Origin of the sequence: Salmonella sp. SAL00670 (genome assembly GCF_046552235.1) — a bacterium.
Classification (GTDB): Bacteria; Pseudomonadota; Gammaproteobacteria; order Enterobacterales; family Enterobacteriaceae; genus Salmonella; species Salmonella enterica.
Genome location: NZ_JBGDUO010000001.1, coordinates 550,001 through 566,509 on the forward strand (window position 1 = coordinate 550,001; position 16,509 = coordinate 566,509).

Annotated in this window: 13 protein-coding genes; 2 read left to right on the forward strand and 11 right to left on the reverse strand. The window is 50.0% G+C overall.

The annotated features are described in order from the left end of the window. The first annotated feature begins 62 nt into the window (after window positions 1–62). Window positions 63–2,441, forward strand: a complete 2,379-nt coding sequence (ppsA, locus tag ACLJRS_RS02755; RefSeq protein WP_000069333.1) for a phosphoenolpyruvate synthase — start codon at window positions 63–65, stop codon at window positions 2,439–2,441. Between the two features lie 41 nt (window positions 2,442–2,482). On the opposite strand, the gene fadK is transcribed toward ppsA, so the two are convergent. The 5 genes from fadK to ACLJRS_RS02780 form a co-directional block, all read right to left on the reverse strand. Continuing rightward, a complete protein-coding gene (gene fadK / locus ACLJRS_RS02760; RefSeq protein ID WP_000117500.1) occupies window positions 2,483–4,123 on the reverse strand; it encodes a medium-chain fatty-acid--CoA ligase in 1,641 nt (546 codons plus the stop codon). Between the two features lie 89 nt (window positions 4,124–4,212). Further along, a complete protein-coding gene (locus ACLJRS_RS02765) occupies window positions 4,213–4,506 on the reverse strand; it encodes a ferredoxin family protein (protein ID WP_000093359.1) in 294 nt (97 codons plus the stop codon). Continuing rightward, entirely contained in the window at window positions 4,503–5,789 is a 1,287-nt protein-coding gene (locus ACLJRS_RS02770) for an FAD-dependent oxidoreductase (RefSeq protein WP_001278565.1), read from the reverse strand. Before ACLJRS_RS02770 ends, ACLJRS_RS02765 begins: the two co-directional genes overlap by 4 nt. Before the next feature lie 56 nt (window positions 5,790–5,845). Next, window positions 5,846–6,781, reverse strand: a complete 936-nt coding sequence (locus ACLJRS_RS02775; RefSeq protein ID WP_001015877.1) for an electron transfer flavoprotein subunit alpha — start codon at window positions 6,779–6,781, stop codon at window positions 5,846–5,848. Between the two features lie 21 nt (window positions 6,782–6,802). Continuing rightward, window positions 6,803–7,567, reverse strand: coding sequence for an electron transfer flavoprotein (locus ACLJRS_RS02780; protein WP_000692096.1), 765 nt, complete (start codon window positions 7,565–7,567; stop codon window positions 6,803–6,805). Between the two features lie 462 nt (window positions 7,568–8,029). Between ACLJRS_RS02780 and ACLJRS_RS02785 the strand changes: the two genes are divergently transcribed. After that, window positions 8,030–8,920, forward strand: a complete 891-nt coding sequence (locus ACLJRS_RS02785) for an AraC family transcriptional regulator (protein WP_000284832.1) — start codon at window positions 8,030–8,032, stop codon at window positions 8,918–8,920. 75 nt (window positions 8,921–8,995) lie between these two features. Here ACLJRS_RS02785 and ACLJRS_RS02790 read toward each other — a convergent pair whose 3' ends face one another. The 6 genes from ACLJRS_RS02790 to ACLJRS_RS02815 form a co-directional block, all read right to left on the reverse strand. Then, window positions 8,996–10,147, reverse strand: coding sequence for an acyl-CoA dehydrogenase (locus ACLJRS_RS02790; protein ID WP_000347819.1), 1,152 nt, complete (start codon window positions 10,145–10,147; stop codon window positions 8,996–8,998). 13 nt (window positions 10,148–10,160) lie between these two features. After that, on the reverse strand, window positions 10,161–11,756 hold the full coding sequence (locus ACLJRS_RS02795; protein ID WP_000700599.1) for an acyl CoA:acetate/3-ketoacid CoA transferase: 1,596 nt from the start codon (window positions 11,754–11,756) through the stop codon (window positions 10,161–10,163). A 153-nt stretch (window positions 11,757–11,909) separates the two neighbouring features. Beyond that, window positions 11,910–12,668 carry a type I 3-dehydroquinate dehydratase gene (gene aroD, locus ACLJRS_RS02800; protein ID WP_000860221.1) on the reverse strand — a complete coding sequence of 253 codons (759 nt, stop codon included), beginning with the start codon at window positions 12,666–12,668 and terminating at the stop codon, window positions 11,910–11,912. Window positions 12,669–12,712: 44 nt separating this feature from the next. Next, on the reverse strand, window positions 12,713–13,579 hold the full coding sequence (gene ydiB, locus ACLJRS_RS02805; RefSeq protein WP_000383488.1) for a quinate/shikimate dehydrogenase: 867 nt from the start codon (window positions 13,577–13,579) through the stop codon (window positions 12,713–12,715). A 66-nt stretch (window positions 13,580–13,645) separates the two neighbouring features. Further along, window positions 13,646–14,881 (reverse strand): MFS transporter, encoded by a 1,236-nt coding sequence (locus ACLJRS_RS02810; RefSeq protein ID WP_000081207.1) that lies wholly within the window; start codon window positions 14,879–14,881, stop codon window positions 13,646–13,648. Window positions 14,882–15,247: 366 nt separating this feature from the next. Continuing rightward, the gene (locus tag ACLJRS_RS02815) at window positions 15,248–16,456 is read right to left on the reverse strand and encodes an MFS transporter (protein ID WP_000797660.1); all 1,209 of its coding nucleotides are present in this window, start codon (window positions 16,454–16,456) and stop codon (window positions 15,248–15,250) included. Window positions 16,457–16,509: the final 53 nt, after the last annotated feature.

The following is a 16,509-nucleotide window of genomic DNA, read 5'->3' on the forward strand; positions in this document are numbered from 1 at the left end:
CAGGATAAATACGCAACTATGTGTTTCTTAAACTCGTTCATTTATCACAAAAGGATTGTTCGATGTCCAACAATGGCTCGTCACCGCTGGTGCTTTGGTATAACCAACTCGGCATGAATGATGTAGACAGAGTTGGGGGCAAAAATGCCTCCCTGGGTGAAATGATTACTAACCTTTCCGGCATGGGCGTATCCGTTCCGAATGGTTTTGCAACCACTGCCGATGCGTTTAACCAGTTTTTGGATCAAAGCGGCGTAAACCAGCGCATTTATGAGCTGCTGGATAAGACAGATATTGATGATGTCTCCCAGCTGGCGAAAGCGGGCGCGCAGATCCGCCAGTGGATTATCGACACTCCTTTCCAGCCGGCGCTGGAAAACGCCATCCGCGATGCCTATGCGCAGCTTTCGTCGGATGATGAAAATGCCTCTTTTGCCGTGCGTTCCTCCGCCACGGCGGAAGATATGCCAGATGCTTCGTTTGCGGGCCAACAGGAAACGTTTCTTAACGTTCAGGGCTTCGACGCGGTGCTGGTGGCAGTGAAACACGTATTTGCTTCTCTGTTTAACGATCGCGCCATCTCTTATCGCGTTCACCAGGGATATGATCATCGCGGCGTAGCGCTTTCCGCTGGCGTGCAGCGGATGGTTCGCTCCGATCTCGCCTCGTCAGGGGTGATGTTCTCTATCGATACCGAATCCGGCTTTGACCAGGTGGTCTTTATCACCTCGGCATGGGGACTGGGTGAAATGGTGGTGCAGGGCGCGGTTAACCCGGATGAATTTTATGTCCATAAGCCAACCCTGGCGGCAGGCCGTCCGGCCATCGTACGCCGCACCATGGGGTCGAAAAAAATCCGCATGGTTTACGCCGCCACCCAGGAGCACGGTAAGCAAGTGAAGATTGAGGATGTGCCGCAGGAACAGCGCGACATTTTCTCGCTCACCAACGAAGAAGTGCAGGAACTGGCGAAACAAGCGGTGCAGATTGAGCAGCACTATGGTCGTCCGATGGATATCGAATGGGCGAAAGACGGTCATACCGGTAAGCTCTTTATTGTGCAGGCACGTCCGGAAACCGTGCGCTCCCGTGGCCAGGTGATGGAGCGTTATACGCTACATGCGCAGGGGAAAATCATTGCCGAAGGTCGCGCCATTGGGCATCGTATCGGCGCAGGTACGGTAAAAGTTATTCACGATATCGGCGAAATGAACCGTATTGAGCCTGGCGATGTGCTTGTCACCGATATGACCGACCCGGACTGGGAACCGATCATGAAAAAAGCGGCGGCGATTGTCACTAACCGTGGCGGGCGCACCTGTCACGCGGCGATTATCGCCCGCGAATTGGGCATTCCGGCGGTAGTCGGCTGCGGCGACGCCACCGAACGCATGAAAGATGGCGAAAAAGTAACCGTCTCCTGCGCAGAAGGTGATACCGGTTATGTTTATGCCGACATGCTGGATTTCAGCGTAAAAAGCTCCAGCGTAGACACCATGCCAGAGCTACCGCTGAAGGTCATGATGAATGTCGGCAACCCGGACAGGGCATTTGACTTTGCCTGCCTGCCGAATGAAGGCGTAGGTCTGGCGCGACTGGAATTCATCATTAACCGTATGATTGGCGTTCACCCGCGCGCGCTGCTGGAGTTTGACGACCAGGATGCTGCGCTGCAAAACGACATTCGTGAGATGATGAAAGGGTTCGACTCGCCGCGTGAATTTTACGTTGGTCGACTGACGGAAGGGATCGCGACGTTAGGCGCCGCCTTCTACCCGAAACGCGTCATCGTTCGCCTGTCTGACTTTAAGTCCAACGAATACGCCAACCTGGTCGGCGGCGAACGCTATGAGCCGCATGAAGAAAACCCGATGCTGGGCTTCCGCGGCGCGGGTCGTTATGTCGCAGAAAGTTTCCGCGATTGTTTTGCGCTGGAATGCGAAGCGGTGAAACGCGTGCGCAACGATATGGGCCTTACCAACGTCGAAATCATGATCCCGTTCGTGCGAACGGTCGACCAGGCGAAAGCGGTCATCGAAGAGCTGGCGCGCCAGGGGCTTAAACGCGGCGAGAACGGGCTGAAGATCATCATGATGTGCGAGATCCCGTCCAATGCCTTGCTGGCTGAACAGTTCCTCGAGTATTTTGATGGCTTCTCGATTGGTTCTAACGACATGACGCAGCTGGCGCTGGGGCTGGATCGCGATTCCGGCGTGGTGTCTGAACTGTTTGACGAGCGTAACGACGCGGTGAAAGCGCTGCTGTCGATGGCGATCCGCGCGGCGAAAAAACAGGGCAAATATGTTGGAATTTGTGGTCAGGGTCCGTCCGACCATGAAGACTTTGCCGCCTGGCTGATGGAAGAGGGGATCGACAGCCTGTCGCTGAACCCGGACACCGTGGTTCAGACCTGGCTGAGTCTGGCGGAACTGAAGAAGTAGTGTAATACCGGATGGCGGCGTTAACGTCGCCATCCGGCAATTTATACCGCAGTGTGCTCCTGGCGCAGCCGCTCAATAATATCCTGCCGCAACAGAAACTTCTGCACTTTGCCAGAGGCGGTTCTGGGCAGTTTTTCTACGATGACGATCCGTTCCGGATATTTATACTTCGCTACCCGTTTTCGACTGAAAAAAGCGATCACCTCTTCCAGCGTCAGCGAAAGGTGTGGCGGTTTTAAGACTACATACGCGCATGAACGTTCGCCTAAGCGTTCATCAGGCATAGCAACGACGCAAGCATCGTGTATGCGGGGGTGTTGCAATAAAATATCCTCCACCTCGCGACTGCTGATATTTTCACCTCCACGTATAATAATATCCTTTTTGCGCCCGGTAATTTTGATATAACCGTCTTCATCCATGCGGCAGAGGTCGCCGCTGTAATACCAGCCCTCATTATCCAGTGCGCGGGCGGTAAGTTCCGGCTCGTCCAGGTATCCCATAAAAACGTTCGGCCCGCGCGAGGCTTCTTCGCCTTCGTGGCCTGCTGGAAGCGTATTGCGATCTTCATCCACGATTTTAATTTCTACACCGGTGGCGGCATAACCATCGGTGTTCATCATGCGTGAAGTCGAATCACCCAGATTAACCATAGAGTGTGGAGAACTTTCTGTAGAACCGTAAATACTCAATAATTTGATACCGCGCTGCTGGCAGTCGCGGGCAACCTTTTTGGGAATAGTCGTGCCGCCGCATAAGAAGAATCGCAGTGAGGAGAGGTCGGCAGGCTGTTGCTCAACGGCACAAAGCAGATCGTAAATAAACGGCGTCGCGCCTGACATACAGGTACAGCGTTGCTGCGCTAATAAGGTAAGGCAGGCTTCTGGGGTAAAGATGTCCAGCAATACGCTACGCGCCCCGATTAAAAAGGGCGCGGTGACGCCGTGTAAAAATCCGGTGGCGTGGCCCAGTGGCGCAGGCATCAGGAACACATCTTGCCAGGTTAAATTCAACCGCGCGCAATACGCCCGTTCGCTGGCAAGAATATTATTGTGGGTCAACATCACCCCTTTCGGCATTCCTTCTGTGCCGGAGGTAAACAGCACTGCCGCCAGCTCATCACCGTGAATGTTAATGTCTGACTGCAACGGTTCGCTGCGGTCGATGATTTGACTAAGCGCAAGCGCTGTGGTGGCAGGCGCCAGTTTATCCACGCCGACAATATGCGTCAGATGGCGCAGTTGATTTTGTAGCGGAAGGATAAGATCGACCGGACGATTCTGTTTGAATACGGTGGGGGCGAAGAATATTTTAGCCTGACATTTGTTCAGCACCCAAACCAGCTCTGCTTCTCGCCAGGCGGGAAGTAGCGGGACAGATACCGCGCCCGTTTTCAGGCAGGCCAGATAAATGAGGGTAAACTCACACCAGCCCGGAAGCTGAAAGGCCACGCGATCGCCCGGTTGAATCCCCTGAGACAGTAACCAGTTTGCCAGGCGGCTTGCCGCGTAGTCGAGCGCGGCGTAGGTCCAGGACGCGCCATGATTATCGACCACGGCGATTTTATCGGGTACGGCGCGTGCGGTTTGCCGCCAGTAGTCGCCCAGTGAAGCATCGCCCCAGTAGCCGGACTCGCGATAGGTTTTCCGCCTTGCGGCGTCAAACGTTAATGTAACACTCATTGACTTGTTCTCTATTAATACAAATGACGTAATCTCTGGGGACAAGCCGAATAAGACGCCGTAGCGTCGTTATCCGGTGTTTCAGAGCGTCAGCCGTAGCGAAACTCAACGCCGAACGTTCCCGCCGGGTATTCCCATTTTTCGAGAAGAGTATTGCCGCAGAGAACCCTGCAGGTCCCGCATTCCAGGCAGCCCGCGGAGTCAAAATGAATATTTCCCGCATCGTCCAGCTTATAGAGTCCGGCAGGGCAGGCTTTTATTAATTTATTAAACTCCAGCATGTCAGGCGAGGAGCGCAAAATGATATGTGGGTGTCCTTCATCTACGTAAAATTTATTTACGCCCAATTTGACGTCAACATTCACCTTATTGTCCGAACTCATAATGCCGTAGCCCCTTTTATGCCGTCTTTTAATAGATTCACCAGTCCAATTTTTTTCGCATGTGACAGGATAGTTTTACGCAACGGTGGGACTGGACCGCCATCAACGGTGAACAGATCGCCCACAATGTTTGCCGCCATTCGCGGGTACTCGGTAAAAAGCCGTGGGTTTTCCATTAATCCGGGGAGTTTGCGGAAATGCCGCATATCGCGTAACACGCCGTTTTTCTCCAGCGCGCGTTTGTAACCGGCAAGACTCGCGGCGGAAAAATCTTGCCGCGCTTTAGCGTCAATGGCGGTTTGAGCGGCCGCTTGCGCGGACGCGATGGCTAAATCCATGCCGCGGACGGTATAACCGAGATTCAGGCAAAGACCGGCGGCGTCGCCGACAATCATCACGCCGTCATTTGCCAGCTCCGGCATCATTGCTATGCCGCCTTCGGGCACCATATGAGCGGAGTATTCAAGCAGCGTTCCCCCCTGAATCAAAGGGCGTATTGCCGGATGCTGTTTAAAATCTTCCAGCATTTGCGGTACGCTTTTGGTCGCGTGAGCAATGTCGCCCAGGCCACATACCAGCCCCAGAGAAACCGAATCGCGGTTGGTATAAAGAAACCCGCCGCCCATGAGCCCGTTGGAGGGCGCGCCAGCGAATAACCAGGCGGCGCCTTCATGGGACGCCAGATTAAAGCGCTCTTCAATAAGTGCCGGAGAGAGCCCAATCAACTCTTTTACGCCGACGGCATAGTGATGCGCAGAAGAGACAGGCACCATGTCCAGCGAACGGCCCAGCATGGAATTCACGCCGTCCGCGAGAATCACAATATTCGCATCCAGAATATCATCCCCGGCCTGAACGCCAGTGACGCGATTGCCTTCACGTACCAGAGCGTCGACCCGTACACCTGGGATAAACTGCGCGCCAGCCTGTTCCGCCTGCGCCATTAGCCACGGGTCCAGTTTGTTGCGCAGTACGGTATATGACGTAAGGGGCGGAGTAGGGGGCGCGCGGTGAAAATCAAGTGTGACGGCGCTTTCTTCGGTTAAAAAGGAGATTTTTTCACGGGTAACGACACGTTCGATGGGGGCGGACGTTGCGAATCCCGGCATAATACTTTCGATACTGTGAGCGTAGAGCCGCCCACCGGTCATATTTTTGCTGCCCGCGCTGTTTCCGCGTTCAATAACCAGTACATCCAGTCCCGCTTTTGCCATCACATACGCGGCGACCGTTCCTGCTACGCCTGCGCCCACCACAATAGCGTCAAATTTATCATCCGACATGCTTTATGCTCCTTTCCCGCCGTATCGACGACGGGAGATGTGCGTTGAAAAAGGAATTAGCGGCTTAACTGGTCGATGAGGGCAGGAACAACCTTATAGATATCGCCCACCAGACCATAATCGGCATAATTGAAAATGGGCGCGTTTTTATCTTTGTTTATTGCGACAATAATTTTTGCGCCGTTTCCACCCACCATATGTTGAATTTGGCCGGAAATGCCCAGCGTCAGATAGAGATCGGATTTCAACAGAACGCCGGATACGCCAATATAACGCTCGCGTTCCATCCAGTTTTCACCTTCCGCAATGGGGCGGGAACAGCCCACTTCTGCGCCGAGGACGGTCGCCAGTTTATGCACCATATCCAGATCGCTTTGCGCCGCCAGACCTCGTCCTACGCCGATGACCCGTTTGGCTTTGCTCAAATCGACGCTGCTTAACGATTTCGCGCGCCGCTGCTGGCACAATACCTCGTGGCGTGGGGCAATATATGCCAGCGTGGTCTGCGGGCAAGTATGACCGGGGAGAGGGGCGGCGGGTTCCAGCACGCCGGGTGCCAGCGTAATAATCGCCTGCGGACTGTTTAATTTCTCTTTGCCGAAAGCAAGTCCGCCGTACATGCGATGCTCTGCGTGTAGCGTCCCGTCGAGGAGGTCAATAGACGTCGCGTCGTTCACCATCACGGCGTCAAGCTGGATGCTCAGCCGGGCGCCCAGCGCTTTACAGCGCTTGGTCGCCGCCATGAGCAGCAGCCCATTTTTGTCGCCTAATAACGAGGCCAGCGTTTCGGCATAGTTTTCCACGCGCTGCAAATCCGTATGCGATTCAAGAATGACTATCTCATCAGCGCCAAGCGCTTTCACGTAGTCGATCTCCGTGTTTCCTTGCACGATGGCGTAAACTTTTTCTCCCCACTGCCGCGCGCCGGTCATTAATTCGGCATAACGCTCTACGTTATCGCTAAATACCCATACGTTAGCTAAATGATTCATGATAATTTTTCTCCGTTGGGCTTAGTTCAGGGATTTTTTCAAATGGTCGGCCAGTGCGGTGATGGCTTCCGGCGAATCGTTATCGAGAATGATATGCTTGCGTTCTGTCTGCGGCGGTACCGAGATGGCGACCAGTTCCGCCATTGGCGTGGTTGGGGTCCAGTGGATATCGCTCGCCAGCCACGACGTAACGGCTTTTTTCCCGGCGCCGAGAATGGCTTTCATTGACGGGATGCGTGGAACGTTAATATCTGAGGTCACGCAAAGCACCGCGGGCAGCGTGAGCTCGATAATTTCAACGTCTTCTTCCAGTGTGCGTTCAACGATGATTTTGTCGCCGTCGCGTTGAATATGGCTTACTGCGTTGATGACGGGGAGTTTCAGGAGTTCGCCAGTCAGCAGGCCCACCTGTTGGGCATAAATATCGCCGGAGCCCTCCCCGAAGAGCAGCAGGTCAAAGCCGATTTTCTCCGCCGCGGATGCTAGCGCCAGCGCGGTTTCTTTGGGCAGGGCGTGCTCCAGTTGCGCATCCTGAACCATAAAAAGCGCATCTGGCCCGCGGGATAACACATCTTTGCGGACTTTTGAATTTTGTAACAGAGAGCCGCCGACGGTGAGCGCGGCGATCTCGTCGCCATCGCCAGCTAACTGCGCGGCGGCTTCAATTGCATTTAAATCAAACTGGCTGATTTTGGCCTCGGCACGATCAAAATTGAGCGAATGCTCCGGGGTCACGGTAATGTCCTGTTCTTCAGGCACCAACTTAAAGCAGGTTATTATTTTCATTGCATCTCCAGTGAGTCGCGTGCGGATAAGTAACGTAAATCTGACTGAAAATAGTCTGCGGCAGTCTGAAGAGGTTTTCGATGGGTCAATCTGTTTTCCTTGCCAACAATCTTGCACGAAAAATCTGCGAACAGAGAATCGTTAGCAACCATCTGAAAAGGGCGTCATAAAAATATAAATACGGTAGTGAGAATAATAAGTGCGAAGCATATCATCATTTTTTAACATGAAACGTGCGATGTTGTTTCTGTGAGGTTAAAAGAAAACATCAAAGATATGTCGGCTATGTATTTTTGTCTGATAATACGCTATCGACAGGTAATCAGAACTGTCTGCAAAAGAACATAATATCTTGCATTCGGAACGAATAATCTTGTTTTGCTGGTAATCTCCACGGTTGTACAACACTGACGCTCGCTTTATTTTATCCTGGTTATCTTTTTAAACCTGACAGAGGTTATTATGTATCAGCGCTGTTTTGACTCCGCCGCGGAGACGATTTTTGAACAGGACAAGACCCCTCGATTTTCACGTTTTGTCATTAGCGATGATCCAAACTGGGAGTCTGGCCATCATATGCATGATAATGAAACAGAGCTTATTTACGTCAAAAAAGGGATAGCCAGGTTAATTATTGACTCTTCACTCTACGTCGCGCATGCGGACGATATTGTCGTCGTTGAGCGGGGGCGGCTACACGCTGTAGCATCCGACAGCAATTCGCCGGCTACCACCTATACCTGTGCGCTGTATGGGTTTTGTTTTCCAGGTTGGGAAGAAAACCAACTATTGCAGAGTCATTCCTGTCCGGTGGTTTCCGTGGTTCAGGGGAAAGAGGTCATTAAAAGTATCTTTAATGAATTAAGCGTGTTACTTCCGCAGGGGAAAAACGTATTGGCTTCCTCTGTATACGATGCATTTGCTTACACTCTGACCGCGCTTTATTATGAAAATTTTAAAAATGCCTATCGTTCTGAACAAGGCTACATTAAAAAAGATGTATTAATTAAGGATGTACTTGTTTATCTCAATAATAATTATCGTGAAAAAATCACGCTTGACCAGCTATCGAAAAAATTTCGCGCCAGCGTCAGTTATATATGCCATGAATTTGCCAAGGAATATCATATATCTCCTATCAACTATGTTATTCAACGACGTATGACCGAGGCCAAGTTTGCGCTGACAAACACTGAGTCGCCACTGGCAGAAATTTCATGGCGGGTAGGATATGAAAATGTGGACCATTTTGCCAAATTGTTTATGCGGCATGTAGGATGTTCTCCCAACGATTATCGTAAGCAATTTAAAAATAGTCTGGTTGAGCAGGCGTATTTGCTGCCAAATACCTGACGGCGAAATTTATCTGATTTATTCGGCCTGATGCCGTAAAGCAGTCAGGCCGAATAAGACGTTCCGGTACGATCCTTACTTGTTCTGATAGTCTTTCAGAATCTGGCGTCCTGCCACATAGATCATAATTTCATCCGTGCCGCCACCGATACGTTCGCAGCGAACATCGCGCCAGAAGCGGGAGACACGGGCTTCGTCAGTATAACCAAGCCCACCCATAATCTGAATCGCATCGTCAATCACTTCCATCGCTGTGCGTGCGCAGTACAGCTTAGCCAGCGCGGCGCTGGTACGCAGTGACTCTTCCCGATCGGCCTGCCAGGCGACTTTCAACACCATATTGCGCATGTTTTCGATTTTGATGGCCATTAACGCCAGCTTTTCCTGGATCATCTGGTTATGGCCGATGGGTTTACCAAAGGCGATACGCTGGTTGGCGTAACGGGCGGCATCTTCAAATGCGCATTCGGCGAAACCTGTACTGCGCGCCGCATTAATCAAACGCTCCATCTCAAAATTGTACATGACATTGAGGAAACCCATGCCTTCTTCACCGACCCGGTCGCTTTCGTCCACCTCGACATTATCGAGATAAACTTCGCATGTACTCAACATGTGCCAGCCAATTTTGTGCAGCGGATTAATCTTTATGCCCGGTTTATTTGAGTCCACCCACCAAAGCGTGAACGCTTTTTTAGGATCTTTTGGCTCCGTATCGCGCGCCAGAACCAGCATGTAAGGATATTCTTTTGCACCGGTGATAAATGTTTTTTGGCCGTTAAGATAAACCTTGCCGTTTTTACGCGTCCAGGTTGTTGTGGCGCTATTATTATCAGAGCCCGCGCCAGGTTCTGTTAAGGCTAGCGCATATGCTGGATCGCCGGTGGCCAGAGTACTTTCTGCTGTTTTACGCAGTTGTTCTGCGGAACCAAAACGGCGCATACTGTGAATGCATTGGCCGTTGGTAATCAAAAAGGCCGGAGCGCCGCATTTTGAGATTTCCATCAGCGCCAGCATTTGCGTTACATAGTCAGCCGGAATGCCGCCGAATTCTTCCGGGACGCCCAGCATCGAAATACCGTTTTCCGCCAGCGCCTGCATAAATTCTTTGGGATAGGTGCCCGTTTGATCGCAGGTACGGAAATACTCTTCCGGAAAATTGCTGGTGATTAACTCGCGAATACTGGCCAGTAATAGTTCTTGTTCTTCAGTTAATGAAAAATCCATATTTGTACTCCTTTTAATGTGTTGCGTCAGGAAGCGTGAATCCCATAGTGCTATCGGTAAATAATCTTGTGTCCATCAGTTTTAAATCTGGTGAGATAACCGGTGAAAAATCCATCTTGTCAAGAATATCCCGTTGCAGATCGACGCCAGGCGCAATTTCAATTAAATGCAGGCCATCTTGTTTGAGAGTGAAAACCGCACGTTCAGTGATGTAACGCACGTCTAACCCGCGCTCAAGCGCAATTTTTCCACTGAACGTAATTTCCGGCAGTTCGCTGACGAATTTTTTCACGCGACCTTCCTGCAGAATATTTAATTTGCCATCGGTAATTTCAGTTTTTAAACTTCCGGCCGTCAGAGTTCCGCAGAAAATAATTTTTTGCGACGTTGCGCTAATATCGATAAACCCGCCGGTGCCCATAATTTTGCCGTTGAATTTATGTACACCGACATTACCGTGTTGATCCACTTCGGCAAAACTTAAATAGCAGACATCGAGCCCACCGCCGTGATAAAAATCAAATTGTGAGGTCATATCAAGGATCGCGCGGGTATTGACATTGGCACCGAAGGCCACGCCCTGAGAGGTAATACCGCCCACCGGGCCTGTTTCCACGGTCAGCACGAAGTCATCGGCGCAGCCTTCCTCGCGAGCGACCAGACCAATACCGTCGGCAATGCCTACGCCCACATTGCCTACCGCGCCTTTACGCATTTCAAACAGCGCGCGTCGGGCTACCAGCTTGCGCTGATTAAGGGGCAGGGTAAGCTGGGTACTGTCATCAAGAGTAAAATCCCCGGAGATAAATCGGTTCACCGGCGCGCCGCCATAGAGTTGCGTCTGGTCGGCGTCGACAACCACAATATCCACCAGATAGCCGGGAATACGCACGGATTTTGGATGCAGCGTGGCTTTTTTTACCATTTTCTGCACCTGCATCATTACAATACCGCCATTATTGTGAACGGCCTGGGCGATCACCAGCGCATCAAGATACATCACCTCATCTTCAAATGATGCATAGCCTTCGCTGTCGCAGGTGGTGGCGCGGATAAAAGCCACATTAGGCGCTATCGCTTTATAATAGAGATATTCTTTATTATCGATCTCTACCAGCTTAATGAGATCTTCTTTAGTCACGTCGTTTAATTTTCCGCCCTGTTGGCGAGGGTCGACAAAGGTACCAATACCAATATCGCTCAGAATACCCGGCTGGTGTGCGGCGCTGGCGCGCAGCGTCTGGGTTAATACGCCTTGTGGGTAGTTATAGGCGGCGATTTTATTTTGTTCAGCCAGTTCAGAAATACGGGGAGATTGCCCCCAATGTCCGCATAGCGCCCATTTTACCAGCCCCTCCTGCGCCAGCGGGCTGATGCCGCGATCGGCGCGGTCACCTAATCCGGTAGGGCTAATAATAGATAAATCTCGTGGTGACTGGGTTGTTTGATATTTATCTGCCAGTGCGGTAATTAATGTTGTCGCTTCGAGAATACCGCCGCCTGCGCCCAGAATACATAAAGTGGCCTCATCTGGAATATAATTTACTGCTTCTTGTGCAGAGAGCACGGGAACGCGGCCATTAATGCGTGATGGCTTATTGATTTTCATATTTACTCCACTATTATCCCTGAAAGCAATATCGATATAACCGTGTTAAGGTAATAAAGACAGCGGCTTTCAATGAATATGGAACATATTCATGTCAGATAACTATTTATTTTATTGTGGCAGAAAGAGAATATTCCGCCACACGATAAAGTATTACGCCTGGTGCAATATAGTTAATACGGTACGCAGATCGGCTACCGATATTTGTCCCGGCGCAGATGCTTTTTTCACCGCGCCAAACGTTGCCGCAGAACCGAACACTTCGCCGGCAAGACGAGATATTACCCCGGTTTTCGACATCGACATGGTAATAATCGGACGATCCGCATAGCGCTCCTGCATTTCTACAGTGGCGGTAAGTAAGGTCAGGACATCGGCTTTAGTCTGTGGCATGACGGCGATCTTCGGAATATCGGCGCCCAGTTCCTGCATTTTACGCAGACGCTGAACAATCTCTTCCGCTGCGGGCGTTTTATGAAAATCATGGTTAGACATGATCACCGCAACATTGTGTTGATGAGCATAGCCGACGGTGGCTTTCACCTCATCGTCGCCGGTAAAAAGCTCAAGATCGATCATATCGACCAGACCGCTGTCAACCGCTGCACGATTCAGAGCGATATACTGTTCGGTGGTTAGTGCCTGTTCGCCGCCTTCTTTCGCGCTGCGGAAGGTAAATAGCAAGGGTTTATCGGTGATAATCTCCCGGATGGCGCCGGCGGCCTCAAGTACGCTTTCCGCCGTTGTCACGTTGGCAAAATGGTCAACGCGCCACTCCAGAATATCGAAATCCGCTTCACGGTAGGCGAGTGCTTCCGATTTCACATCGGTAATGGTTTTTCCCATTAGCGACACAATGATCTTTGGCGCGCCTTCGCCAACCACGAGATCTCTTACAGTTACGGTTTTCATTTGGTACCCTTCATTGTCATTCGTCGCAATTATAATTTTACCGGTCAGGCTGTGAATCCCATCACCTGCTTCACATAGTCCAATGGAAATGCTTTTCCTGTCCACAGTTCAAACTGTTCGGCTCCTTGCCATAACAACATGCCGTAACCATCAATTGTTTTGCAACCAGCTTGTTGCGCCTGCTGCAATAACTTTGTCATATGCGGATTATAAACACATTCGGTGACCAGCAATTCAGGGCGGAGCAGGGAAACATCGCCGATCAGGGATTCGTTCTCCAATGGTTTCATGCCAACTTTGGTACCGTTCGTCAGAATATCTGCGCTGGCAAGCGCTTCAGTAAAAGCGTGCTGATCGGCAAGATCGGTGACGGTAACGACGCAATCGGTGTTTTCATTCACCCGCTTCGCAAAGGCAACCGCTTTTTCGAAAAAGTCATCTTTACGGTTAAACAGTTTAATTTCCTTAATGCCTTCAATGGCTGCCTGGGCGCCAATGGCGGTAGCCGCGCCTCCCGCGCCGAGCAGCACCATGGTTTTTCCCCGAATATCGAAACCGCTTTCTTTAATTGCCCGAATATGGCCCGTACCATCCGTGTTGTAGCCGCGTAGATAGCCGTCATCGTTAACAATGGTGTTGATAGCGCCAACCAGTTTTGCTGCTGGCGTTAATTCATCGACATACTCACACGCGAGCTGTTTGTTTGGCATGGAGACGCCCGTACCGCGCATTTTTAATGCTTTCAGTCCTTCAATGGCGCTGGCAAACGTCGTGTTATCCACTTCGAAAGCCATATAGGTATACGGTAGCCCCGCTTTTTCTAACGCTTTGTTTTGCATTTCGGGCGATAAGCTATGACGGATAGGATACGCCATAAGACCAATTAATTCATATTTTGCGGTAACATCCATTTTATACTCCTTAATAAGTGGACAGTGCAGAGCAGGGCGCATGCCTGTTGCGCATCGTTAACATTTTTACTGGAAATAACGCTCGCCAAATCGGACATCGTTTTGCGGGATCTTAAATACGCGATAATAGCGAATAAATACAATAATGGCGGTGATAAATGTCAGTAGTGCAAAGGCAAAATCTAACAAAATGATATATTGCAGGCCAATAGTAGAGAGATAACCGGTGATCAGTGGAATAATAAAGTTAGCTACGCCCCCCATCATCATATATATACTGGTGACTTTAGCTTTACTCTTAGGGAAAAATTCCGACATTACCGATACACCTAATTGTAAAATACCTCCAGCAGCGGAAAAACCAATCACGAAGGCGCCAGCATTACAGATCAGTGGAGAGGGATACAGGTAAATTGCCGCAGCGGTGAGTGTCGCCAGCCCGGCATTGAAAACATTGGCCCAGATAGGGCGAACCATTTTTTTCAGCAATGCGGCAAAAATAAACACGCAAACCAACGATCCCATACTGTAATAAGAGATGGTTTTCAGCGCGTCGGATTCCGCCATTCCGGCGAAGGCCATCGCATATTTAGGCATCCAGACCACAATCACATAGAAGGTTGAGAACGCGGCGACGCCAAATAAAACGGAAGCTACGCCTTCCAGCCAGACGAGGGGAGAACTGTTCATCTGGGGTAATTCTTTCGCAATACTGGCATCGACAAGTTGGCTGGGAAAACGGCTTTTCAACAGCATCAACGTGATGAGGACGAAAAGGATACCGGGGATTACCACCGCGTAGCCGTACCAGATATGGTTGACTAACAAGGCGCTGACAATAAGGGGATAAATCATTTGCCCAAAAGAGACCATCGCTTTAACCAGAATAACTGCCGAGCCCGATGCTTTGGGAAAACACTCCATTAATGCAGGGTATCCGCCGGTATCCAGCGCGGAGTTCGCCACGCCGACACACACCGCTAATATGAAAGCGATCATCAGATTAGGACTGGCGGGAATACCGAAGAAAAACAGCATATATAGTACGGCGCCAAGCAGTATTATTGCCCGACGGCCAAATTTATCGGACAGTACGCCAAAGAATAAAATACTGACCAGACGGCCAAGACCAATGCCAGAGATTAAATAGGCGATACCGGCACTATCCGTGGAGAATTTCTGTGCAAGGGAGGTCATGTTCTGGGCTAGTGTAATAACACTCATGCCGTGGAGAAAGTAACTAAAATAAATGCAGATAACAGCCAGCAAATATGGCATGTTGCGAGCCTTGTTCTGAGACATTTGTTCACAGCTCCTTGCTGATGGTTTGATTCAATGTCCTGCTTATTACTGCTTTACTACATGCAGCGATTGTTCAGTAACACTATAAGTCGGTACTGTCGTTATATGTACATAACATGGCGTTTAAAATGCCAGGTTTATTGCATTGATAGCATTTCATTTGTTAGCCAGGAAATATAAAAATTGCTGCGAATTTGTTGTTTAATACATATAACTCGTGATGCTCATCGCAATTTTTCTGATAAGTGTGAAGATAATGAATAATAATTAACACGAAAATTACATTTTTTGTTTCCAGGTGATAATGGCTAACGTTTTATTTTGCATAGCAAGGCAATAATATTGCAGTTGGCACGCTAACATTTATTACGCAGTTGACGCTGCTTCAGCGTGATGTTGTGATTCAGCCCGACTTCGGTAACCGATGAACAGTGCGAGGAGAAATCCCACTGCGGCGATACCGGTATCAAACCACATAATATGTGCAATGCTCATTTCTGAAATCCGCGCTGTGATCAACGGAATAGTGAACGTCGCGATACTGCCGGCGCTGTAATAAATGCCGGTCGCTTTACCTTTCTCCTGTGGAAAACGGGCCGCCATCAGCGTCAGGCCGATTTGTACTACGCCACCGGCGGAAGAGAATCCAATGACGAATGCGAAGATCATAACAACATAGGCCTGAGGATGCAGGCAGACCGTCAGAAGCGCAATAAAAGAGATAAAGGTATAAAACATCAATAATGTGGTAGAGCGAATTGTTTTTCTGACCAGCGGGGCGGTTATAAAAACGCAGAGTAGCGAGCCGCAGGTATAAATACTTAACAGTTTGATGGATTGGGTATACGACATTCCTGCGACGAACTGTCCATACTGCGCCAGCCACTGGCTGATAAGGTAAAAGGTTGCCATCGAGATATAGCCATAAAGGGTGTAGCTGATCAGATCGATGAGGGAGCAATGATGTACGCCTGCGACAGGCGCTTGCGAGATTTTGGGTTTCAATATCCGACCTGGATAGGGTGGAAAAGGGCAGCGTAATAAAAACAGAGCATTAATAAGCATGATCGCCCCGGCAAGCAGGAAGGACCAGCCAAACCACATATTAGCCCAGACTAATAAACTGATAATAATGGGCAACAAGAATTGCCCGCCAGAGACAAATGCTTTGATCAGAATATTTGCCGTACTGGGGGAGCGAGGGAAGGCTTCCATCAAACTGGGATAGGTACCTGCATCTAAAAAACTGTTGGCCATACCCGCTAAAAAGCCACAGGCATAAGCGACAAAAATCGTCTGAGCATAAAGAATGCCAATGAAAAAAATCAGGTAACAGGTGGTCCCCAGAATGATAAAAGGACGGCGACCAAAGCGATCGGAAAGCATACCGGCGATTAACAAAACGCTTAGCCGGCCAATACCAAGCGAAGAGATCACAATAGATACGCCTGCGGCACTGGTATGCCATTGCTGTTCAAGCGATGGCATGTTCAGGCTCATCAGGATAACCCCCATGCCATGTACAAAGTAATTAAAATACAACCCTACAGCGGTAGGGAAATAACGATTTTTCATATTATCTGACTCAGAGATGCCGCCTGAACGTTACAGTGGTATACACAGGCAGG

Excerpts from the sequence above, each read along its gene's own strand:
- ppsA (WP_000069333.1), top strand. The coding sequence starts at position 63 with ATGTCCAACAATGGCTCGTCACCGCTGGTGCTTTGGTATAACCAACTC.
- fadK (WP_000117500.1), bottom strand. The coding sequence starts at position 4,123 with ATGAGTGTTACATTAACGTTTGACGCCGCAAGGCGGAAAACCTATCGC.
- ACLJRS_RS02765 (WP_000093359.1), bottom strand. The coding sequence starts at position 4,506 with ATGAGTTCGGACAATAAGGTGAATGTTGACGTCAAATTGGGCGTAAAT.
- ACLJRS_RS02770 (WP_001278565.1), bottom strand. The coding sequence starts at position 5,789 with ATGTCGGATGATAAATTTGACGCTATTGTGGTGGGCGCAGGCGTAGCA.
- ACLJRS_RS02775 (WP_001015877.1), bottom strand. The coding sequence starts at position 6,781 with ATGAATCATTTAGCTAACGTATGGGTATTTAGCGATAACGTAGAGCGT.
- ACLJRS_RS02780 (WP_000692096.1), bottom strand. The coding sequence starts at position 7,567 with ATGAAAATAATAACCTGCTTTAAGTTGGTGCCTGAAGAACAGGACATT.
- ACLJRS_RS02785 (WP_000284832.1), top strand. The coding sequence starts at position 8,030 with ATGTATCAGCGCTGTTTTGACTCCGCCGCGGAGACGATTTTTGAACAG.
- ACLJRS_RS02790 (WP_000347819.1), bottom strand. The coding sequence starts at position 10,147 with ATGGATTTTTCATTAACTGAAGAACAAGAACTATTACTGGCCAGTATT.
- ACLJRS_RS02795 (WP_000700599.1), bottom strand. The coding sequence starts at position 11,756 with ATGAAAATCAATAAGCCATCACGCATTAATGGCCGCGTTCCCGTGCTC.
- aroD (WP_000860221.1), bottom strand. The coding sequence starts at position 12,668 with ATGAAAACCGTAACTGTAAGAGATCTCGTGGTTGGCGAAGGCGCGCCA.
- ydiB (WP_000383488.1), bottom strand. The coding sequence starts at position 13,579 with ATGGATGTTACCGCAAAATATGAATTAATTGGTCTTATGGCGTATCCT.
- ACLJRS_RS02810 (WP_000081207.1), bottom strand. The coding sequence starts at position 14,881 with ATGTCTCAGAACAAGGCTCGCAACATGCCATATTTGCTGGCTGTTATC.
- ACLJRS_RS02815 (WP_000797660.1), bottom strand. The coding sequence starts at position 16,456 with ATGAAAAATCGTTATTTCCCTACCGCTGTAGGGTTGTATTTTAATTAC.